Source organism: Bacillus sp. 0209A (assembly GCF_036765095.1).
Lineage (GTDB): Bacteria > Bacillota > Bacilli > Bacillales > Bacillaceae > Bacillus > Bacillus subtilis_G.
On record NZ_JBAIZV010000001.1, the window covers coordinates 617,181 to 633,630 of the forward strand.

Genomic DNA, 16,450 nt, shown 5'->3' on the forward strand with positions numbered 1-16,450 from the left:
TTTATTTCCTTCCCCTCATCCTGTATACTGACAGTAGAGTTCAATCGCAGGGAGTTGTTCGTTTTGCTGATGAATTTTTTCAGACGAAAAGCAGTCATGCTCTTAACGGTTTTGGGGATTTCGGCTCCTTTTATCGGTATGAAGATGGCCGGCTTTTATTATTACAGCTCGATCATAGGCTGTGCAGCGGGTTTCCTTTGCTGCATCCTTGCGCTTATCATGGTTACGAAAAGATCTGATCAAGACAAAAAAGAAGGTAACATTTAATCCATAAAAAAACAGCAGCCCGATTGGACTGCTGTTTTTATTTTAAAAGCCTTAATCCGTTCAATATCACCAAGATTGTACTTCCCTCATGACCAATCACGCCAAATGGCAATTCCATCACCTGTAAAAAGTTTGCACAAATCAGCAGGCAGATCACAGCTAGAGAGAACACGATATTTTGTTTGACAATCCTGTTCATTTTCCGTGACAAGCGGCACATGTTAACAAGTTTTTTCAAATCATTTTGCATGAGGACCATATCAGCGGTCTCAAGAGCGACATCTGTCCCGCCGCCCATTGCAATGCCAATATCCGCCGCTTTAAGGGCCGGCGCATCATTGATTCCGTCACCGACCATTGCAATCGTTCCGAATTCTTCTTTTAATCGTTTGATCTCATTCACTTTTTGGTCAGGCAGGCACTCTGCCGCAACAGTTGTCATTCCGGCTTCCTTCGCTATTGCTTGAGCCGTATCCTCATGATCTCCTGTCAGCATGGCCGTTTTAATCCCTAGTCGGTTCAATTCTTCCATGACCTCTTTTGCTTCAGTCCTGATTTGATCTTTCAGTGCGATACAGCCCGCTATTTGATCATCCTTTTTCACAAATACAACCGTTTGGCCGCTTTGAATGACTTCTGATGCTGTTTGATTTATAAATTGTGCTGCCTTTTCCTCGCCGATAAAACCTGCTTTACCGATCTTCCATTTCGCGCCCGACACTTCTGCCATAACACCAAACCCTGATGTTTCTTCTATAGATATGTAGCCGGGCTGATTCACGCCGCGGCTTTCAGCGTACGCTGTTATGGCTTGAGCGAGCGGATGGCTTGATTGTGTTTCGATGGCATAGACGGCCTCTAGAACCTCCGTTTCGCTGAATCCTTCTGCGATTCTAAGAGTTTCAACGGCAGGCTGGCCTTTTGTTACAGTGCCCGTTTTGTCAAAGGCGATCATTTGCACAGAGCCCAGCTGCTCAAGAAAGACGCTTCCTTTTACAAGCATACCGTTGCGGGCGCCATTTGAAATCAAGGAAAGCGCCGCCGGCATAATAGAGGCGACAAGCGCACAAGGTGAGGCGACAACCATAAACACCATTGCGCGGTAGAAGGTTTCACTCCAGCTCCACCCCAGCGTAAAGTGCGGCACGAATAACAAGAGCCCCACCGCAATCAGCACACCTTTTACATAAGCATTTTCAAATCGTTCGATGAAAGCCTGCGCGGGTGAAACACTGCTTTGCGCAGATTCAACCAGTTTGATGATTTTTCTGAATAACGAATCTTCATTTGCTTTTGTGACACGGACGGTCAAGGAGCCGTTGCGATTCACAGTCCCCGTAAATACAGCGTCACCGGTGTTTTTTTCCACAGGCATTGACTCACCTGTTAATGCTGACTCATCAAGGCTTGTTGAGCCCGATTCAATGACACCGTCTGCCGCTACTCGTTCTCCAGGTTTGATCACAATCATATCACCGGCCTGCAAGTCGGAAACCGCAACTCTTTTGGTTTCGCCATTGACCATCAGTGTCGCTTCTTCTGGCTCAAGCTGCATCAAAGAAGTTAAATCTCTGCTGCTTTTATGCATCGTGTATGTTTCTAAAGCTCCGCTTAAGGAAAAAATAAATATTAAAATAGCACCCTCTGCCCAATATCCGATCACGGCGGAACCAATGGCAGCGAAAATCATTAAAAGTTCTACATTCAGTGTTTTGGATTCGAACGTTTCTTCGATTCCTTCCTTTGCTTTAGCAAACCCGCCGATCACAAAAGCCAGCAAGTAAAGCGTTACTGATAATACTTGATGTCCGGATAAAAGCCATCCGGCCAAAATAAGAGCGCCTGACACGAGTGCTGCAATAAGCTCGGCATGCTGCGCCCAGTTTTTTTCTCTCTGTTCTGTTTTTAATGGCTCGTGCGGATCGTGTTGAGCGATAACCTGTTCATTCATATTAAATTCCCCTCTCTAATTGAGAACGCAAATCATCTTCATTTCCCTTATAAAAACAAAATTGCCGCCCATAAGGCAGCTTTATCGTCAATTATTTCTCGATGTCTTCCTTTATTATAGCACGCACGAAGAGAATTTCAATTATAATTATTTTAATTTCTTTTTGATAATAATTATCATTAATGTTTATCCAATTCGTCATGATATGAAAAAAGCTGAGAGTTTATGCTCTCAGCTATTCTTCCGTCCATTCTTTCAGTTGTTCTGCCGTCATCGGGCCTACTTTTGTTTTTTCAATTTCGCCCTTTTCATTCAGCATAAACGAAGTTGGGATCGTTATGATATGATATTCCTTCATCAATTCTCCTTTTGAATCAAGAACAATCGGAAATGTCAGCTTGTTTGCTTTAATAAAGTCTTCAACGGTTTGCTGATTTTGTTCGGCGTTCACTAAATTCACCGTTATCAGCTTTACACTGTCTGTTTGATGGGCATCATAATATGATTGAAACTGGGGAAGCTCCTTTTTGCAGGGCGGACACCACGATGTCCAAAAATGCAGGATCGTTTTTTGTCCTTTATTCGGGATCGAGATATCCTCCCCTTCTATTGTTTTCATAAGAAAAACAGCGGGAACTGCAGGCTGTTTATCCTCAGCGGCTGCCACATCGGGAAAAAACGCAATCATCCCCAATAACATAAGGCATACAGTAAGCAAACGCTTCGTCAACATGGAATCTTCCTTTCATGCTTTTCAATTAGCTTGCCCCGCTTTTTCTTTATCATCCTTCAATTCGCGGCGTTCTGTTTCCTCCTGTAAGGAAAACAGATACTCGCAGCGCTTTGCAGATCGTGGCATAGTGCAGGCTCGTCAGCAAAATCATGCCGGTGTTCATCCCTAGGATAATACCGAGCATTTGCAGATTCTCCATTGATCCCAGCACATACATCATACTTAGCGCAACGATATGACTCCATACATTGTGATAAAAAGCTTCTTTCACAAACCCCATCCCGATTAAGCACGCCTGCAGCGGCATGACAAACAGATGAAAGAGAAAGTATGGCCACAACAGCTGCAAGTAATACTGCGCTTCAGGAGAGTGAAAAAACAAATGTGTCAGGGGTCCTGCAAACTGAAACATGATCCAGACAGCCGGTATACCATAGCCAAGTGTAATAAAAATCGACTGCTTCAGCCTTTTTAATACGATGTCATACTGTGAAAGCGCATAAGCTTCGGAAATATTCGGTATCATGACAACCATTAACGAATGGGCAATAAAAGCGGGGAACGAACCTATTGTTACAGCCACACCGGCGAGCATTCCGTATTGATCAATCGCCGCTGTCCCGGCAACGCCCGCTGCCAAAAGCGCCCCTTTTACTAAAAAGGGTTCAATCGCATTGACAACGGCATGAAAAATACGCAGTCCTGTTGTAGGAATTGAAACGGCAAGCAGTCTTTTCCTTACATCCTTTCCGCGCAAATGAATGTGCTGCTGGCCGGATACCGCCCGCCTCGCCATGATAAATTGTGAATATAAATAAACAAGCACGACCACGTCACTCACGACTAGGACAAACAAGGAAATCAGCACGGCCATGTCCAACTCGAATGAGTACCATTGAAAAAAGAGGAATAAGCACAGGAGCTGAATGATTTTTTTCAGCGCATTGGCGATTGCGATCTTTCCCATTTTTTGCACACCCATAAAGTAGCCTCTGGCGATTGAAGTAAAAGCGACAATAGGAATTAAGCCAACGACAATCCCTTTAATAAACGGGTGGTATGTATCAAATACGGGAATAAACGGAAGCGCAATACTGGCGGCGGCAGTAGAAAACGCTGTAAAAACGGCTGTCATTCTGAAAGCGTGCCTCAGCATGCTTTCATGTAGCTTAGGGTTTGATTCGGCAATGAATTTAGAAATCGAAATCGGCAGTTCCAAGCTTGCGATGACGATAATTAAAAAAATCGTAGGCAATATACTCATGTAAAGCCCCATCCCATGCTCGCCAAGCTCCCGCGCCAAAATCATATTCACGACAAATTCAAGGCATTCAGCGAAAAAGGCGGCAATGGATAAAAGAATGATCCCTTTCACAAATCGATTCATGATGTCTCTCCTTGTCTCTTGTACTACCAACATCATATGAGACAAGTTCAAAAATTATTTTATTTTTACTCTTTATATAAAAAAAAGCATAGAAGAGACTAATTGTCTATTCTATGCTTAGATGGCAAAAACGTGCCTGCCGATTCTTTCTACAATTTTTCTTGAGCGAATCCAATCATCTGACGCTGTTTTCGGATTATAAAAAAATACGGCATCTGTTTCTCTATTTTCTGAGGACAGCGCTTCTTCGGCAGCGGCAATTGAATCTTTATCAGGCTTTTGATTAATGCTTCCGTTTGAAACCGGTTCAAAGGCGTTTGTCTGATAAATCACGTCTCTTATGGTATCAGGAAAACCTTTTTTCTCTGTTCTGTTCAGCACAACGCTTGCTACAGCGACCTTGCCTTTATATGATTCTCCTTTTGCCTCTGCGTGTACGAGACGGGACAGCAAATCTTTTTCAGAATGAGTATATGTTTCTTTCTTTTCATTTGTTTTGGCTGGCTTGTCTTTCTCTTTCTTTTCAGTGTTTGCTGATAGCTTGATCGGTTTTATTTTTTTCTCGTCCTTATCAGCAGACAGTGAAGGGAAAGATCTGTCTGTGTCTCGTTCTATATGTGTAAGCCATTTGGCTTCTTGTTTTGTCTTCTTTGTGCTCATTAGTGAAGCTTGTGTATGTTCAATTTTTGCTGTAGGCATGAAACAAAGAAGAAAAACAGCCAGAGCAGTGAATTTCGTCGTCATACAGTTTCCTCCTTAAAGTGCTCAAAAAACACTTCATAACCTTAACAAGAGATCAATTCATTTTCACGGAAAAAGATTTTCCAACTCTCCCAAGGAGGCATCAGGATGGAATATACCGGATGACAGGCTTGTTAATGGAAGAAAAACAGCCTGAAATTCTATAAATATTGTCAATCAGAAACATGTTTATCCATTTTTGGCGTTTTACATTTTATTTACGCCTGTTACAGCTTCGTGTAATAAAGAGCCTTTATCCTGTCATATATGATAAAAAGGCTTCTCACAATTGAGAAACCTTCAGCTTCTTGGCTGTTCTAAGTATTGAAATATCACATCTCCACCTTGCTGGGCAATTCCTCGGAAATGTTTAAAATCATCTTGTTTGGATAACACGGCCCTGAAATCCAGGAAATGCTCCTTCTGGACTCTCAGTTCGTTTATTGCGCCGGTTCGCAGCTGTTCAATCATTTGTATTATCTCTTCGGGACGCAACGAAAATTCCCCCCTTTCTTTTTTTTGACGAAAATCAATATATCATCTTTATCGCCTCAGGACAATTCATTAGGGAGATAAAACTCCTTATCGCTTTACTTCTTAATGAAAATACTGCAAAATACTTTCAAAAGGCATTATTATGTTAAAAGGAGAGGAAGCTTGTGAAAATCGCTAAGGTTGGAAACGTCATTGAATTTAAAAATGGATTAACCGGTGTTGTTGAAAAAGTAAATGAGAATTCTGTAATCGTTGATGTGACGATTATGGATAACTACCGGGATCTTGAGTTAGATTCATTGACAGTTGTTAATCATAAGAATTATAAGATCATCAGAGACTCCTATAAAACCTCCTAATCTCCCACATTCATTCGCAAAAACTGCAAGACCGACAATTAGACACCTTACATATGAAATTCGCTTTCTCAAAAGCTGCCGGCCGGCAGCTTTTTTACATAAAAAACACTGATTATGAATCGGCGTTTTGGTCTGTTTCCGTTATTTCTATATGGAACTCACTGACGGATCCTGATTCATACAGGTTGGTCATTGACGTTGAGTAATTTGTGATTTCACCCCGGAAGGCAAGATTCTCGTCAGGAACCTCGACGTTGAACGTTTTATCATATAACAGGACAGCGATATCGTGGTAAGTCTCACTCGTAACATTTAGGGTGAAAGCGATTTTGCGCTTCGGCTCGCTTTCCACTTTATATGCATCCATTTCTAGCGTTACATCGTTTAATCGCAATGTCTTCACTTCGTATCACTCCTTTAAAGTCCATGCATCTTAGCATACCTTAGCGAACGTTTACAATGAATCTGTTCTGACAACAGTTATGTTACCCATTTCTTTAGAAAAGACACCTTTACAAACGTATGTTCGATAAATTATAATAAAACAGACGAGCTGCCATCCAGCATCCCGTCTTTTCATGAGAAAGCGGCGAGTGGAATTCCCCCGGATTCACTCGTCTTTTTTTACATAAGTCCCATCAATGAATACGGTTTTAGGACATGGTTTTTAGGATAAAATGAAAAGATATGTGCTCGGCAGTGCAGATACGGATACAAGATAGCGGACGTTCACCTTTTTCCTCTCGGATCATGTTGTTGATATATAATAGGCGAAGATACTCATTTGTCTGACAAAAACCCGCCTTTAATCGAGCCAAGCTCTTTTGCTCGCCTTGATTGACAATCAGTCAGTCCCCTCATATTCAGCACCGTAATAGCCTTCGATGCTAACATCTCCGCAGCCAGATCCTTTCGTAATGTCCAAGTAATGGTTTCTCAACTTGGTTCCCGGTATATAATCGGCGGCGCTATAATCAAAATGGTTGCCAGTAAACGCTTTCTCACTTATCGTAATAAAATCTCCGCCTAATGTCATCCTCTGCATTTTCATGGTAAGCGTGCACCCTTCTGCATTCAATATTGTAAATCTGTAATAGAGCCATCCTGGATCATAAGGGTTATTATGGTTTGCTATAAAAAAACCAGTTTGATCTTTTGTCATAATAAAACTGACTTTTGTTTCATCCTTAGCAGCCAATGCAATCGTAGTTTGGACATTCAAACTTAGCGCAAGACATAACAACATACAAACCAATAATTTTTTCATCAGCAGCCCCCTTTTCCATATTATAATCCGATTTCAATATTAAGGAAATAAAAATTCAAAAAAGACGAATTGGGGTACTTTGAGCAACAAAAAAATAGACGTGCTATTACACACGTCTATGACATAACATTTGGATTCATTATCGATTATCAACCGTCTCCGGATACAAATCATGATTCATCATACGGTATTCAGCCATTTTCTCATACTTCGTTCCCGGCTTTCCGTAGTTTGTGTACGGGTCAATGGAAATTCCGCCTCTTGGTTCACATCTATAGTGAAGGGGGTTATTTCAATTATTTAGCCTTAATACTTCTCAAAAAAGCACTTCTGTTCTCTATGGCATTTGTCAACATAGTCGCATTTTCATTAAGCCTTTGTACTAACGCTTCTTTCGCTTTCCCTTCAAATGAAGAGAGTAAAGCAACATACACCTCGGCAATAACCTGTTCCGCTGAAGAAAAATCTGATGCGTTTTTTGTGTCTTCTTTTAGATTTTGACAATGGGTTTTTAGACTTGCACCTACCAGTTTTTTTAATTCTTCATTTTGTTGCAACCGTCTATAAAACTCATCTGCATCCATATTAACTCCATATGGCAATTTAAATCCCCCTTACAACCGTAACCAGCTTGCTAGTTCATTATCCTTATCTTTTAAATCCTCAGCCATTTTAACAATGAACTCACTGATATCCTCTAAATCTCTTATCAAGTAGTGAAGAGAAGCCTCAGTTTGATAATGCTCTTCTGAGTCATAAAATGCTGCCCCCTCTTTCACATAAGGTGCATGAAACAATACAGCTTTATCAACATCGCTTGGATCTAGATCCTTGAATTCTCCTAATCTCTTCCCGCAAATTGATTTTACGTCATAAACCATTTTGCTGTGATCATGAGGGAATTGTTCAATTGCTTGTTTCTTTGTTTTTAAGTCTTCGATAGCTGCCTGTAAACGTTTAGCCAGTTCTTTTGCATACTTAGCATCCACTTTAATGGTTTGTCCATTCATACCTGAATAAGATGAGAACGATTCGATATTCTGGTTATACACTCCGTTTCTGCCATCAACACTTTGGATATGACCATTCTTATCAAACTTAAAGTTCGAATCATTTAAACTATGAGTATCAGGATTTTTTGCAAATGCTTGGCCATAGAAGGAGGTAATAAGACTCCCTAAAACACCGGGAATCCCCAGAGACGTATTAAGCCGGTTAGCACGATCTTGGCGGGCGATGCTTGGGTCTTTCGTGTATATAGTTGTTCCGTTGTGTCGGTCGTATTCTAAAAACCAGCCCGAACCCACCATATCATCAGGATTAATGATTGCTTTGTGATACAAATCAAATTCGCCATTTCTGATTTTCTTCTGTGTTTCTTCATCATGCAGCTTAACGATGGAAGGGTTGTTAAAAGCCACACTGTAAACGTCGTTGTTTACACCAGCGTATTCCGCATCTGCTCCTCCAAGTGAGTGACCTGTTGTCGAAATCACTGTGTTAGTACCAGCATACTTCTTCACTTCATTGGCAACGAGCTTATCACCCTGATCAAATTGGGATGTCTTAGTGACAATTTTGTATTCTCCGCTCTTAATCATCATTGCTTGTTCCATACTGCCGTTATACTTGGCAATAGCTTTAGAGTTTTCAGATGCATCTTTTTTCATTATGTATTGGACTTTCTTTTTCGGATCTTTGCCCATTACTACGTTTCCGCCATCTGCACTTATAACATCAGCTTTAATTTGTTCCTGATTTGTTCCTTGAAAACCTACGACAACATTTTCTGGTTCTTTTGGTTTTACCCATTTGCCTTCTTTTTTCTTGGCTTGGACAAATACGTATACATCTAGCCCTGTGTCTGGGTCTTTTTTGATTTTATCTATAAAATATTGTTTTCCTGAATTAATCTTAACGGGTATTTTTTTCGAGAAATGTTTTTTCAAATACTCATCTCGATAAGTTAGTTGACTAATACTATAATAATCTTGGTCAGATATATTAGGAACCTTAGCCTTCTTGCTCATGTACATTGACACACTCCTCATGTAAAATAAGCACTGAAAGGATGGTTTTATGAAAAAATACATTATTATCCTGTTGTCAGCAATCATCATTATAACACTTGGGGGAATATACATGAAACACCAATATGATGAAAAGCAAGAAAAAGTTAAGACTGCAGAACTAGAACTATTTGATAAAGCTAAAAAACGAATGACTGATTACATAAATGCTAACTATGAAGGTATAGATAAAATTGAGTTCTCGGACAAATATGAAATAGATCCAATGGGCGGTATTAATGCAGAGGGGTATTTGAACGGAAACAAAGAAAAAGAGTTTTGGGGGATTTATGACAAGTCAAATGACACTATAACTTCATCGTATGTTGATGCTAAAGAAAAGCCAGAATGCGAAGAAAAACCATGTGAATATTAAAAAACACCCCTTCACATCATAGTGAGGGGTTTATTTGTTTGGACGATATTTCTGATTAGCTTCAAGTTCCTTTTTCAAGGTCTCTACATCCTGTCTCAAAAATAAGCTTGTCCTTCCGATTTTCTTAACCGGTATTATTCTTTCCGTATTAATCAATGCGTTCAAAGAAATAACTGCATTTGGTAAACCTAAAATATATAAACCAATTAAAAGTCTAGATTACGAGTGATGTCCTTTGCAGGGCATTTTTTAGTGGATAAAATAAGAAAAGACGTACTAAATCGTACGCCTTAAACTGCTTCTGTTCTATCAATTTTCAGCTGCAAAAAGTCACAGTTCAGGTTGCACCTCAGGTCACAGTCGGGCCACATTCCCGCCTAAAATTGACGCTAAATGTCAGTATTTTACAGCGACATCACTTCGTCTCACACAACGGATTCCTTATCGATTATCAATCGTCTCCGGATACAAATCATGATTCATCATACGATACTCGGCCATTTTCTCGTACTTCGTTCCCGGCTTTCCGTAGTTTGTGTACGGGTCAATGGAAATTCCGCCTCTTGGCGTAAATTTGCCCCATACTTCAATGTAGCGCGGGTCCATTAATTCGATTAAGTCATTCATGATGATGTTCATGCAGTCTTCGTGGAAGTCACCATGGTTTCTGAAGCTGAATAGGTACAGCTTTAATGATTTGCTTTCAACCATTTTTTCATCAGGAATATAGCTGATGTAGATTGTTGCAAAGTCAGGCTGTCCTGTTTTCGGGCATAAAGATGTAAATTCTGGGCAGTTGAATTTTACAAAGTAATCACGGTTTACATGTTTATTCGGGAATGACTCCAGCACGTCCGGCGCATATTCAAACAAATAGTTTGTTCCTTGGTTGCCAAGCAGTGTGACACCTTCTAATTCTGATTCTTTTCTTGTCGTCATATTTATCTTCCTTTCTATTATACGCCGCGTTTGTTGCCCCATAACAGGGTGTGCAGCTGCGGAAGCACTCTGACGAGATTCAGCTCCGCATCGGCAGCTACCTTATCAACAAGCGCTTCGTATTTTCCAAGCAAATGTGCAATCAATGTCTGATCATCTGTCGTATGAACGTCATCATTACCGACTTGTAAATAAAACGGGATTCCCGGGTAACGCTTGTGCACGGTTTTGGCAAACGCCATATCTTCATCATTAAAAATGACAACCTTTAAGCTGACAGCATGCTGTCTGTTATTCTCTTTAAGTGATGTCAAAATATGATCAAGCTTTTGAAAGTTCGTTACCATTTTTGAGCTTGGCGGTTTTGGAGAAATTGTAAGGTCATCGATCAGCGTAAACCACTCCTGATAAACAGTCCCCTGGGTTTCAAGCGCTGCACGAATGTTATTTTCCTTCAGCAGTTCGATAAAAGCACCCAGCTGTTTTAACAGGGCCGGGTTGCCGCCCGAGATCGTCACGTGGGAAAACGCGTCTCCCCCAATGTTTTTAAGCTCTGCAAAAATCTCCTCAGCCGTCATCCAGCGAATATCTTTTTTAGCAGACCCGTCCCAAGTGAAGGCAGAGTCACACCAGCTGCAGGAATAATCACAGCCGGCTGTGCGAACGAACATCGTTTTTTGTCCGATCACCATGCCTTCTCCTTGAATCGTCGGGCCGAAAATTTCTAATACAGGAATTCCTTTAGCCATTCAAACCACCCTTTTTCGGACGGTAGACACAGTAACTTGTCGGTGTTTCCCGGACAAACACCTGTACACAGCTTGGCTTATTCTCCAATGTGTCTAAATAAGCCTGTACGTTGTCATAAATCGTTTTCGCCACAACTTCAGTTGTCGGCACCGAATACCGATCGTCCTGAGAAAATTCTTCATGATCATTTAAAAGCGTATGATCATAGTTTCCGTGCACCAGTTTTTTGAGCACGCTGAAATTGACAAGGAAGCCGGAGTCGTCAAGTTCGTCGCCGGCAACGGTTATATTGACGGTATACGTATGCCCGTGGACCCTGCTGCACGCTCCAGCACTTTCCCGAGGGATAAAATGAGCAGCTGAGATGTGCATGTCCTTATTCAATTCAAATGAATAAGGATGCTGGGCCTGGGGATAAATTTGAGATAACAATTTATGCACGCTCTCCTTTCATCGCCATATATTCTTCATAGCCTTTTAAACGAAGGTGACATGCCGGACATTCGCCGCAGCCGTCTGCGATGATGCCGTTATAGCATGTCAGCGTGTTGTTTTTCACAAAATCAAGGGCGCCAAGCTCATCTGCAAGCTTCCATGTTTCCGCCTTATTGAGCCACATGAGAGGCGTATGAATCACAAACGGCTTCTCCATTGCCAGGTTTACCGTTACGTTGCAAGATTTCACGAATTCATCACGGCAGTCAGGATAACCGCTGAAGTCTGTCTCGCAGACTCCTGTAATAATGTGGCGCGCGCCAATTTGATATGCCAGAATAGATGCAAAAGATAAAAATACCAAATTCCGTCCCGGAACAAATGTGGATGGCAGTTCACCGTCTTTTGCCTCTATCTCAATATCATTTCTTGTCAGGGCATTCGGTGCAAGCTGATTTAAAAGTGACATATCGAGCAAATGGTTTTTCACACCAAGCTTTTCCGCAATCGATTTTGCCACTTCAACTTCCTGCGAATGACGCTGATTATAATGAAAAGTCACCGTTTCGACTTCTTTGAATTCCTTTAAAGCCCACAGTAAGCAAGTGGTACTGTCTTGACCGCCGCTGAATACGACAATTGCTTTTTCTTTTTTCATGATTCCTCTCCTTTTCCGCAATAAAACCATCGGCGAGAGACATCGCTACAGCTGATTCACACAAAAAAACACCTTTTCGGAAGGTGCTCTAGAAAAACATAAAAAAGGCCGTATCCAAGGATACAGCTCGTCCTTAGTTTTTTATAGAGGGTGTAGCTAGAACCTCTCCCGCATATCGCACGGATTTTCTTCAATTTTTCACTTCTGCTATCTTACCATAATGTTGTTTTTCTTGACAATAAAAAAGTAAGCCCTGACTTCCCGATCAATCATTGTTCTGCAATGACGGCTCACTTCATTACTTGTATTTACAAACTGCGCCGCCGGGGAACCTTTTTGCAAATCAGGGCGCCTATGAACGCCAGACTCACATAGCCAAACAATGGATAAATCGTTGAAATGAGCTTGCCGTATCCTATTTGGCTCGTAATATAAGCCGTGGTCATAATGGCTGCAAAGATATATTTGCTTTTCATTGGAAGAAAGCTCTGCACTTGTTTTTCCAATCCATATAGATTGCCGATAACCGATGTGAACACTTCACCGAAAATAATGAGCAAATAAATCAAATGGACAGACCGCGCAAAGAGATAAACGACTTGAGCCATCGGTATATCGTACAAAAATACATCCGGGAGCATCGACAAAGACAGAAAACTCGCGGACAGCACAATCGTCAGCATCGCCCCTCCGACTAAAGCGCCCTTTTTTATCACTTTTTCCGATGACATTTCATTCGCCAGCGGAACCAAAACCGCTTGGGCAAGCGATAAATTTAAAGCGCCGTAAGAAAACGCTGATAACAGCCAGTCCCAACGGTGCGGCCATCCCCACTGCGCTGCGTTCCGCGACTCGCTGAAAATAAAAGAGTCGGCCACCACAATCATAGAAAAGATGATTAAAAGAGGAACAACAAACACATTGACACCGAAAATGCCTTTTACTCCTCCAGTCATCACAATTAAGCTCAAACCGATTGTAATCAGCATCCCAATCTGAGGGGACAGCCCCAGCTGTTCCTCAAAAAGCGCCCCTGCCCCGGAAAGCATAACAGAAGTGACGCCGAGGAGTACAAACAGCATAAACACATTAATAAACCGCCCAGCCTTCGCCCCGAACAAGAATATGTTCATTTCTTGATAGGACTTGGCATTGATTCGTTTTGAAATAATCATCAGCTTGGCCCCGAGAAACGTAAACATTCCGCCGCTGACGATAATACCGAATAAACCGAACCAGCCGAACTTCAGAAAAAACTCAACAATTTCCCTGCCAGTCGCAAACCCAGCTCCGACTACTGTGCCGACATACACAAAGGCAAGCTGACTTGCTGACCCTTTTGATTGTTCCATTTCTCCCCTCCGAACGAACCGCAGTTTTGTCCACATGTGCCTTTTATAACCTATGAGACAAGTTCCTTGAAAAGAAGGGGAAAACTTGTTTTACTTTGTAAACAATTTAAAAACATTTTGCGCAAATGACTTGAAAGTCAAAGAAGGTCAGAGTATACTATGAATCAAAGTTGGTCAAACTAGCCGGCCTTTTTTAAAAACCAATTGGTCAAAGTTAGTCAAATAGTCAGACTGCTCTGAGCATATTGTTTTGAAAGCCGATAAGTTTCCCGTATACTAATAGTCAAAGAAGGTCAAATTCAATCGGCCTTTTTATTCACATTCATTGGTCAAAATAGATCAAATTTTTAAGGAGGTTTTGGCAAATGCGTTGTCAACATTGTCATCAAAACGAGGCGACGATTCGCCTTAACATGCAAATTAATTCCGTTCATAAACAAATGGTATTATGTGAAACTTGCTATAACGAACTGACCCGTAAACCTTCAATGAGCATGGGTCCTCAATCTTTCGGTTTTCCGTTTGAACAAGCGTTCCAGCCGAAAGAACAAAACGCAGCAAAACAAAGCGAGAAAAAAGGGTTGCTTGATGAGCTGGCTCAAAATATCACAAACGGTGCAAAAGCCGGTCTCATTGACCCCGTCATCGGCCGTGATGAAGAAATCGCTCGCGTGATCGAAATTCTGAACCGCCGCAACAAAAACAATCCTGTTCTCATTGGTGAGCCGGGTGTAGGGAAAACCGCCATCGCCGAAGGACTCGCTTTAAAAATTGCTGAAGGCGATGTTCCAAACAAACTGAAAAACAAAGAACTTTACTTGCTTGACGTTGCATCCCTTGTTGCAAACACAGGAATCAGAGGCCAATTTGAAGAGAGAATGAAACAGCTGATCACTGAGCTGAAAGAACGAAAAAATGTCATTCTGTTCATTGACGAAATTCATCTTCTCGTTGGCGCAGGCTCTGCAGAAGGCTCTATGGATGCAGGCAACATTCTCAAACCCGCCCTTGCCAGAGGCGAACTGCAAGTCATCGGTGCGACAACACTGAAAGAATACCGTCAAATCGAAAAAGATGCCGCGCTGGAAAGACGTTTTCAGCCTATCATGGTGCAGGAACCTTCAATAGAACAGGCCATCCTCATTCTGCAAGGGATCAAAGACAAATACGAAGCATACCATGGCGTGACATTCAGTGATGAAGCAATCAAAGCATGTGTGACTTTATCATCCCGCTATATTCAGGACAGACACCTGCCGGATAAAGCAATTGACTTATTAGATGAAGCTGGTTCAAAAGCCAACCTGTTAATTGATGAGCTGAATGATGAGGATGCGGCGGAACGCTTAACTGCGATTGAAGCCGAAAAAGCAAAAGCGCTGGAAGAGGAAAATTACGAACTGGCGGCAAAACTCCGTGATGAAGAAATCGCATTAGAGAAAAAAACAAACAGCTCTTCCTCTCATTCCGCTGTCACTGTGGAAGCTGACCATATTCAGGATATCATTGAACAAAAAACAGGCATCCCTGTCGGCAAGCTGCAGGCGGATGAACAAACAAAAATGAAAGAGCTTGAAGCAAAACTTCATGAACGTGTGATCGGACAAGAAGCCGCTGTTCAAAAAGTGGCAAAAGCGGTAAGACGAAGCCGCGCCGGATTAAAATCCAAAAACAGACCCGTTGGCTCCTTCCTCTTTGTCGGTCCTACTGGTGTAGGGAAAACAGAGCTTTCTAAAACGCTGGCGGATGAACTATTCGGCACAAAAGACGCTATTATCCGTCTTGATATGAGCGAATACATGGAGAAACACGCCGTATCTAAAATCATCGGTTCACCGCCTGGTTATGTCGGCCATGAGGAAGCTGGACAATTAACAGAAAAAGTGCGCCGCAATCCTTACAGCATCGTGTTGCTGGATGAGATTGAAAAAGCACACCCTGACGTTCAGCATATGTTCCTGCAAATCATGGAGGACGGCCGTCTGACAGACAGTCAAGGCAGAACCGTAAGCTTTAAAGACACTGTGATTATTATGACAAGCAACGCGGGTGCTGGTGAGAAACAAATGAAAGTCGGTTTCCAATCAGATGACAGTGTATTCGAAGAACAAACATTGATTGATTCACTCAGCATGTTCTTTAAACCTGAGTTCCTCAACCGTTTTGACAGCATTATTGAGTTCCGCTCACTGGAAAAAGGACATTTGGTCAAAATCGTCAGCCTGCTGCTCGGAGAACTTGAAGAAACATTGGCAGAACGCGGAATCACCTTGAGTGTGACAGACGAAGCGAAAGAAAAAATCGCTGAGCTGGGCTACCACCCTTCATTCGGCGCACGTCCGCTCAGAAGAACCATCCAAGAATGGGTGGAAGATGAAATGACCGATCTCCTGCTTGACAATAGCGAGATCACAAGTTTCCATGTGACTGCAGAAGATCATACAATCAAAGTGCACGCGAAATAACAATGAGCGGTTTCCTGTTTAGGAAGCCGTTTTTTTGTGGATTCATACTCTTGACGGAGAAAATACCGTCCCTTCCCCCGAAGTGTTACTCCCCTTTATCATTTACACTTTTTCTTAAGGAGGGATGGAACATGTTTATATACAGTGAATATTTATTTCTATTATGTTATGAAAACCGTCTGAAGGACATCTTGCGAGCAAGCTGC

General features: G+C 41.9%; 18 protein-coding genes, 1 pseudogene and 1 riboswitch. Of the genes and pseudogenes, 4 read left to right on the forward strand and 15 right to left on the reverse strand.

Annotated elements, in window-relative coordinates:
• Positions 1-63 precede the first annotated feature (63 nt).
• Entirely contained in the window at positions 64-267 is a 204-nt protein-coding gene (locus tag V6D44_RS02435) for a hypothetical protein (protein ID WP_087991006.1), read from the forward strand.
• A gap of 37 nt (positions 268-304) precedes the next feature.
• Here the strand turns inward: V6D44_RS02435 and pfeT are convergent, their stop codons facing one another.
• The 5 genes from pfeT to V6D44_RS02460 all read right to left on the reverse strand — a co-directional run bounded on the left by pfeT (position 305) and on the right by V6D44_RS02460 (position 5,574).
• The gene (gene pfeT, locus V6D44_RS02440) at positions 305-2,218 is read right to left on the reverse strand and encodes a metal-transporting ATPase PfeT (protein WP_087991005.1); all 1,914 of its coding nucleotides are present in this window, start codon (positions 2,216-2,218) and stop codon (positions 305-307) included.
• A gap of 235 nt (positions 2,219-2,453) precedes the next feature.
• Positions 2,454-2,951, reverse strand: coding sequence for an endospore biogenesis thiol-disulfide oxidoreductase StoA (gene stoA, locus V6D44_RS02445; protein ID WP_087991004.1), 498 nt, complete (start codon positions 2,949-2,951; stop codon positions 2,454-2,456).
• Positions 2,952-3,000: 49 nt separating this feature from the next.
• Positions 3,001-4,338: a sporulation protein YkvU gene (gene ykvU, locus V6D44_RS02450; RefSeq protein WP_087991003.1), complete on the reverse strand. Its 1,338-nt coding sequence runs from the start codon at positions 4,336-4,338 to the stop codon at positions 3,001-3,003.
• A gap of 117 nt (positions 4,339-4,455) precedes the next feature.
• Positions 4,456-5,082 (reverse strand): cell wall hydrolase, encoded by a 627-nt coding sequence (locus tag V6D44_RS02455; RefSeq protein ID WP_087991002.1) that lies wholly within the window; start codon positions 5,080-5,082, stop codon positions 4,456-4,458.
• A gap of 297 nt (positions 5,083-5,379) precedes the next feature.
• The gene (locus tag V6D44_RS02460) at positions 5,380-5,574 is read right to left on the reverse strand and encodes a hypothetical protein (protein ID WP_087991001.1); all 195 of its coding nucleotides are present in this window, start codon (positions 5,572-5,574) and stop codon (positions 5,380-5,382) included.
• 164 nt (positions 5,575-5,738) lie between these two features.
• Between V6D44_RS02460 and V6D44_RS02465 the strand changes: the two genes are divergently transcribed.
• On the forward strand, positions 5,739-5,933 hold the full coding sequence (locus V6D44_RS02465; protein WP_010328531.1) for a YkvS family protein: 195 nt from the start codon (positions 5,739-5,741) through the stop codon (positions 5,931-5,933).
• A gap of 112 nt (positions 5,934-6,045) precedes the next feature.
• On the opposite strand, the gene V6D44_RS02470 is transcribed toward V6D44_RS02465, so the two are convergent.
• From V6D44_RS02470 to V6D44_RS02490, 5 genes and pseudogenes are all read right to left on the reverse strand, one after another.
• Positions 6,046-6,336 carry a DUF3219 family protein gene (locus V6D44_RS02470; protein ID WP_202328601.1) on the reverse strand — a complete coding sequence of 97 codons (291 nt, stop codon included), beginning with the start codon at positions 6,334-6,336 and terminating at the stop codon, positions 6,046-6,048.
• Positions 6,337-6,777: 441 nt separating this feature from the next.
• Positions 6,778-7,200, reverse strand: a complete 423-nt coding sequence (locus V6D44_RS02475; RefSeq protein WP_087990999.1) for a hypothetical protein — start codon at positions 7,198-7,200, stop codon at positions 6,778-6,780.
• Positions 7,201-7,339: 139 nt separating this feature from the next.
• A pseudogene (locus V6D44_RS02480) lies at positions 7,340-7,465 on the reverse strand (preQ(1) synthase); the annotation flags it as partial.
• Positions 7,466-7,496: 31 nt separating this feature from the next.
• Positions 7,497-7,802, reverse strand: coding sequence for a hypothetical protein (locus V6D44_RS02485; protein WP_087990998.1), 306 nt, complete (start codon positions 7,800-7,802; stop codon positions 7,497-7,499).
• Between the two features lie 12 nt (positions 7,803-7,814).
• Positions 7,815-9,236, reverse strand: coding sequence for a lipase (locus tag V6D44_RS02490; protein ID WP_437124951.1), 1,422 nt, complete (start codon positions 9,234-9,236; stop codon positions 7,815-7,817).
• A 43-nt stretch (positions 9,237-9,279) separates the two neighbouring features.
• Here V6D44_RS02490 and V6D44_RS02495 point away from each other — a divergent pair, with 43 nt between their 5' ends.
• Positions 9,280-9,645: a DUF1433 domain-containing protein gene (locus V6D44_RS02495; RefSeq protein WP_253269048.1), complete on the forward strand. Its 366-nt coding sequence runs from the start codon at positions 9,280-9,282 to the stop codon at positions 9,643-9,645.
• A gap of 441 nt (positions 9,646-10,086) precedes the next feature.
• Here the strand turns inward: V6D44_RS02495 and queF are convergent, their stop codons facing one another.
• From queF to V6D44_RS02520, 5 genes are all read right to left on the reverse strand, one after another.
• Positions 10,087-10,584: a preQ(1) synthase gene (gene queF / locus V6D44_RS02500; RefSeq protein WP_003218613.1), complete on the reverse strand. Its 498-nt coding sequence runs from the start codon at positions 10,582-10,584 to the stop codon at positions 10,087-10,089.
• Positions 10,585-10,601: 17 nt separating this feature from the next.
• The gene (gene queE, locus V6D44_RS02505) at positions 10,602-11,333 is read right to left on the reverse strand and encodes a 7-carboxy-7-deazaguanine synthase QueE (protein ID WP_253269047.1); all 732 of its coding nucleotides are present in this window, start codon (positions 11,331-11,333) and stop codon (positions 10,602-10,604) included.
• Positions 11,326-11,775, reverse strand: coding sequence for a 6-carboxytetrahydropterin synthase QueD (gene queD, locus V6D44_RS02510; RefSeq protein WP_087990992.1), 450 nt, complete (start codon positions 11,773-11,775; stop codon positions 11,326-11,328). Before queD ends, queE begins: the two co-directional genes overlap by 8 nt.
• Entirely contained in the window at positions 11,768-12,427 is a 660-nt protein-coding gene (gene queC, locus V6D44_RS02515; protein WP_087990991.1) for a 7-cyano-7-deazaguanine synthase QueC, read from the reverse strand. Before queC ends, queD begins: the two co-directional genes overlap by 8 nt.
• A 127-nt stretch (positions 12,428-12,554) precedes the next feature.
• Positions 12,555-12,599, reverse strand: a riboswitch (PreQ1 riboswitch).
• Positions 12,600-12,735: 136 nt separating this feature from the next.
• A complete protein-coding gene (locus V6D44_RS02520; RefSeq protein ID WP_087990990.1) occupies positions 12,736-13,779 on the reverse strand; it encodes a YkvI family membrane protein in 1,044 nt (347 codons plus the stop codon).
• 365 nt (positions 13,780-14,144) lie between these two features.
• Between V6D44_RS02520 and clpE the strand changes: the two genes are divergently transcribed.
• A complete protein-coding gene (clpE, locus tag V6D44_RS02525) occupies positions 14,145-16,244 on the forward strand; it encodes an ATP-dependent protease ATP-binding subunit ClpE (protein WP_087990989.1) in 2,100 nt (699 codons plus the stop codon).
• The last annotated feature ends 206 nt before the right edge of the window (positions 16,245-16,450 follow it).

Excerpts from the sequence above, each read along its gene's own strand:
- pfeT (WP_087991005.1), bottom strand. The coding sequence starts at position 2,218 with ATGAATGAACAGGTTATCGCTCAACACGATCCGCACGAGCCATTAAAA.
- stoA (WP_087991004.1), bottom strand. The coding sequence starts at position 2,951 with ATGTTGACGAAGCGTTTGCTTACTGTATGCCTTATGTTATTGGGGATG.
- ykvU (WP_087991003.1), bottom strand. The coding sequence starts at position 4,338 with ATGAATCGATTTGTGAAAGGGATCATTCTTTTATCCATTGCCGCCTTT.
- V6D44_RS02455 (WP_087991002.1), bottom strand. The coding sequence starts at position 5,082 with ATGACGACGAAATTCACTGCTCTGGCTGTTTTTCTTCTTTGTTTCATG.
- V6D44_RS02475 (WP_087990999.1), bottom strand. The coding sequence starts at position 7,200 with ATGAAAAAATTATTGGTTTGTATGTTGTTATGTCTTGCGCTAAGTTTG.
- V6D44_RS02490 (WP_437124951.1), bottom strand. The coding sequence starts at position 9,236 with ATGTACATGAGCAAGAAGGCTAAGGTTCCTAATATATCTGACCAAGAT.
- V6D44_RS02495 (WP_253269048.1), top strand. The coding sequence starts at position 9,280 with ATGAAAAAATACATTATTATCCTGTTGTCAGCAATCATCATTATAACA.
- queF (WP_003218613.1), bottom strand. The coding sequence starts at position 10,584 with ATGACGACAAGAAAAGAATCAGAATTAGAAGGTGTCACACTGCTTGGC.
- queE (WP_253269047.1), bottom strand. The coding sequence starts at position 11,333 with ATGGCTAAAGGAATTCCTGTATTAGAAATTTTCGGCCCGACGATTCAA.
- queC (WP_087990991.1), bottom strand. The coding sequence starts at position 12,427 with ATGAAAAAAGAAAAAGCAATTGTCGTATTCAGCGGCGGTCAAGACAGT.
- V6D44_RS02520 (WP_087990990.1), bottom strand. The coding sequence starts at position 13,779 with ATGGAACAATCAAAAGGGTCAGCAAGTCAGCTTGCCTTTGTGTATGTC.
- clpE (WP_087990989.1), top strand. The coding sequence starts at position 14,145 with ATGCGTTGTCAACATTGTCATCAAAACGAGGCGACGATTCGCCTTAAC.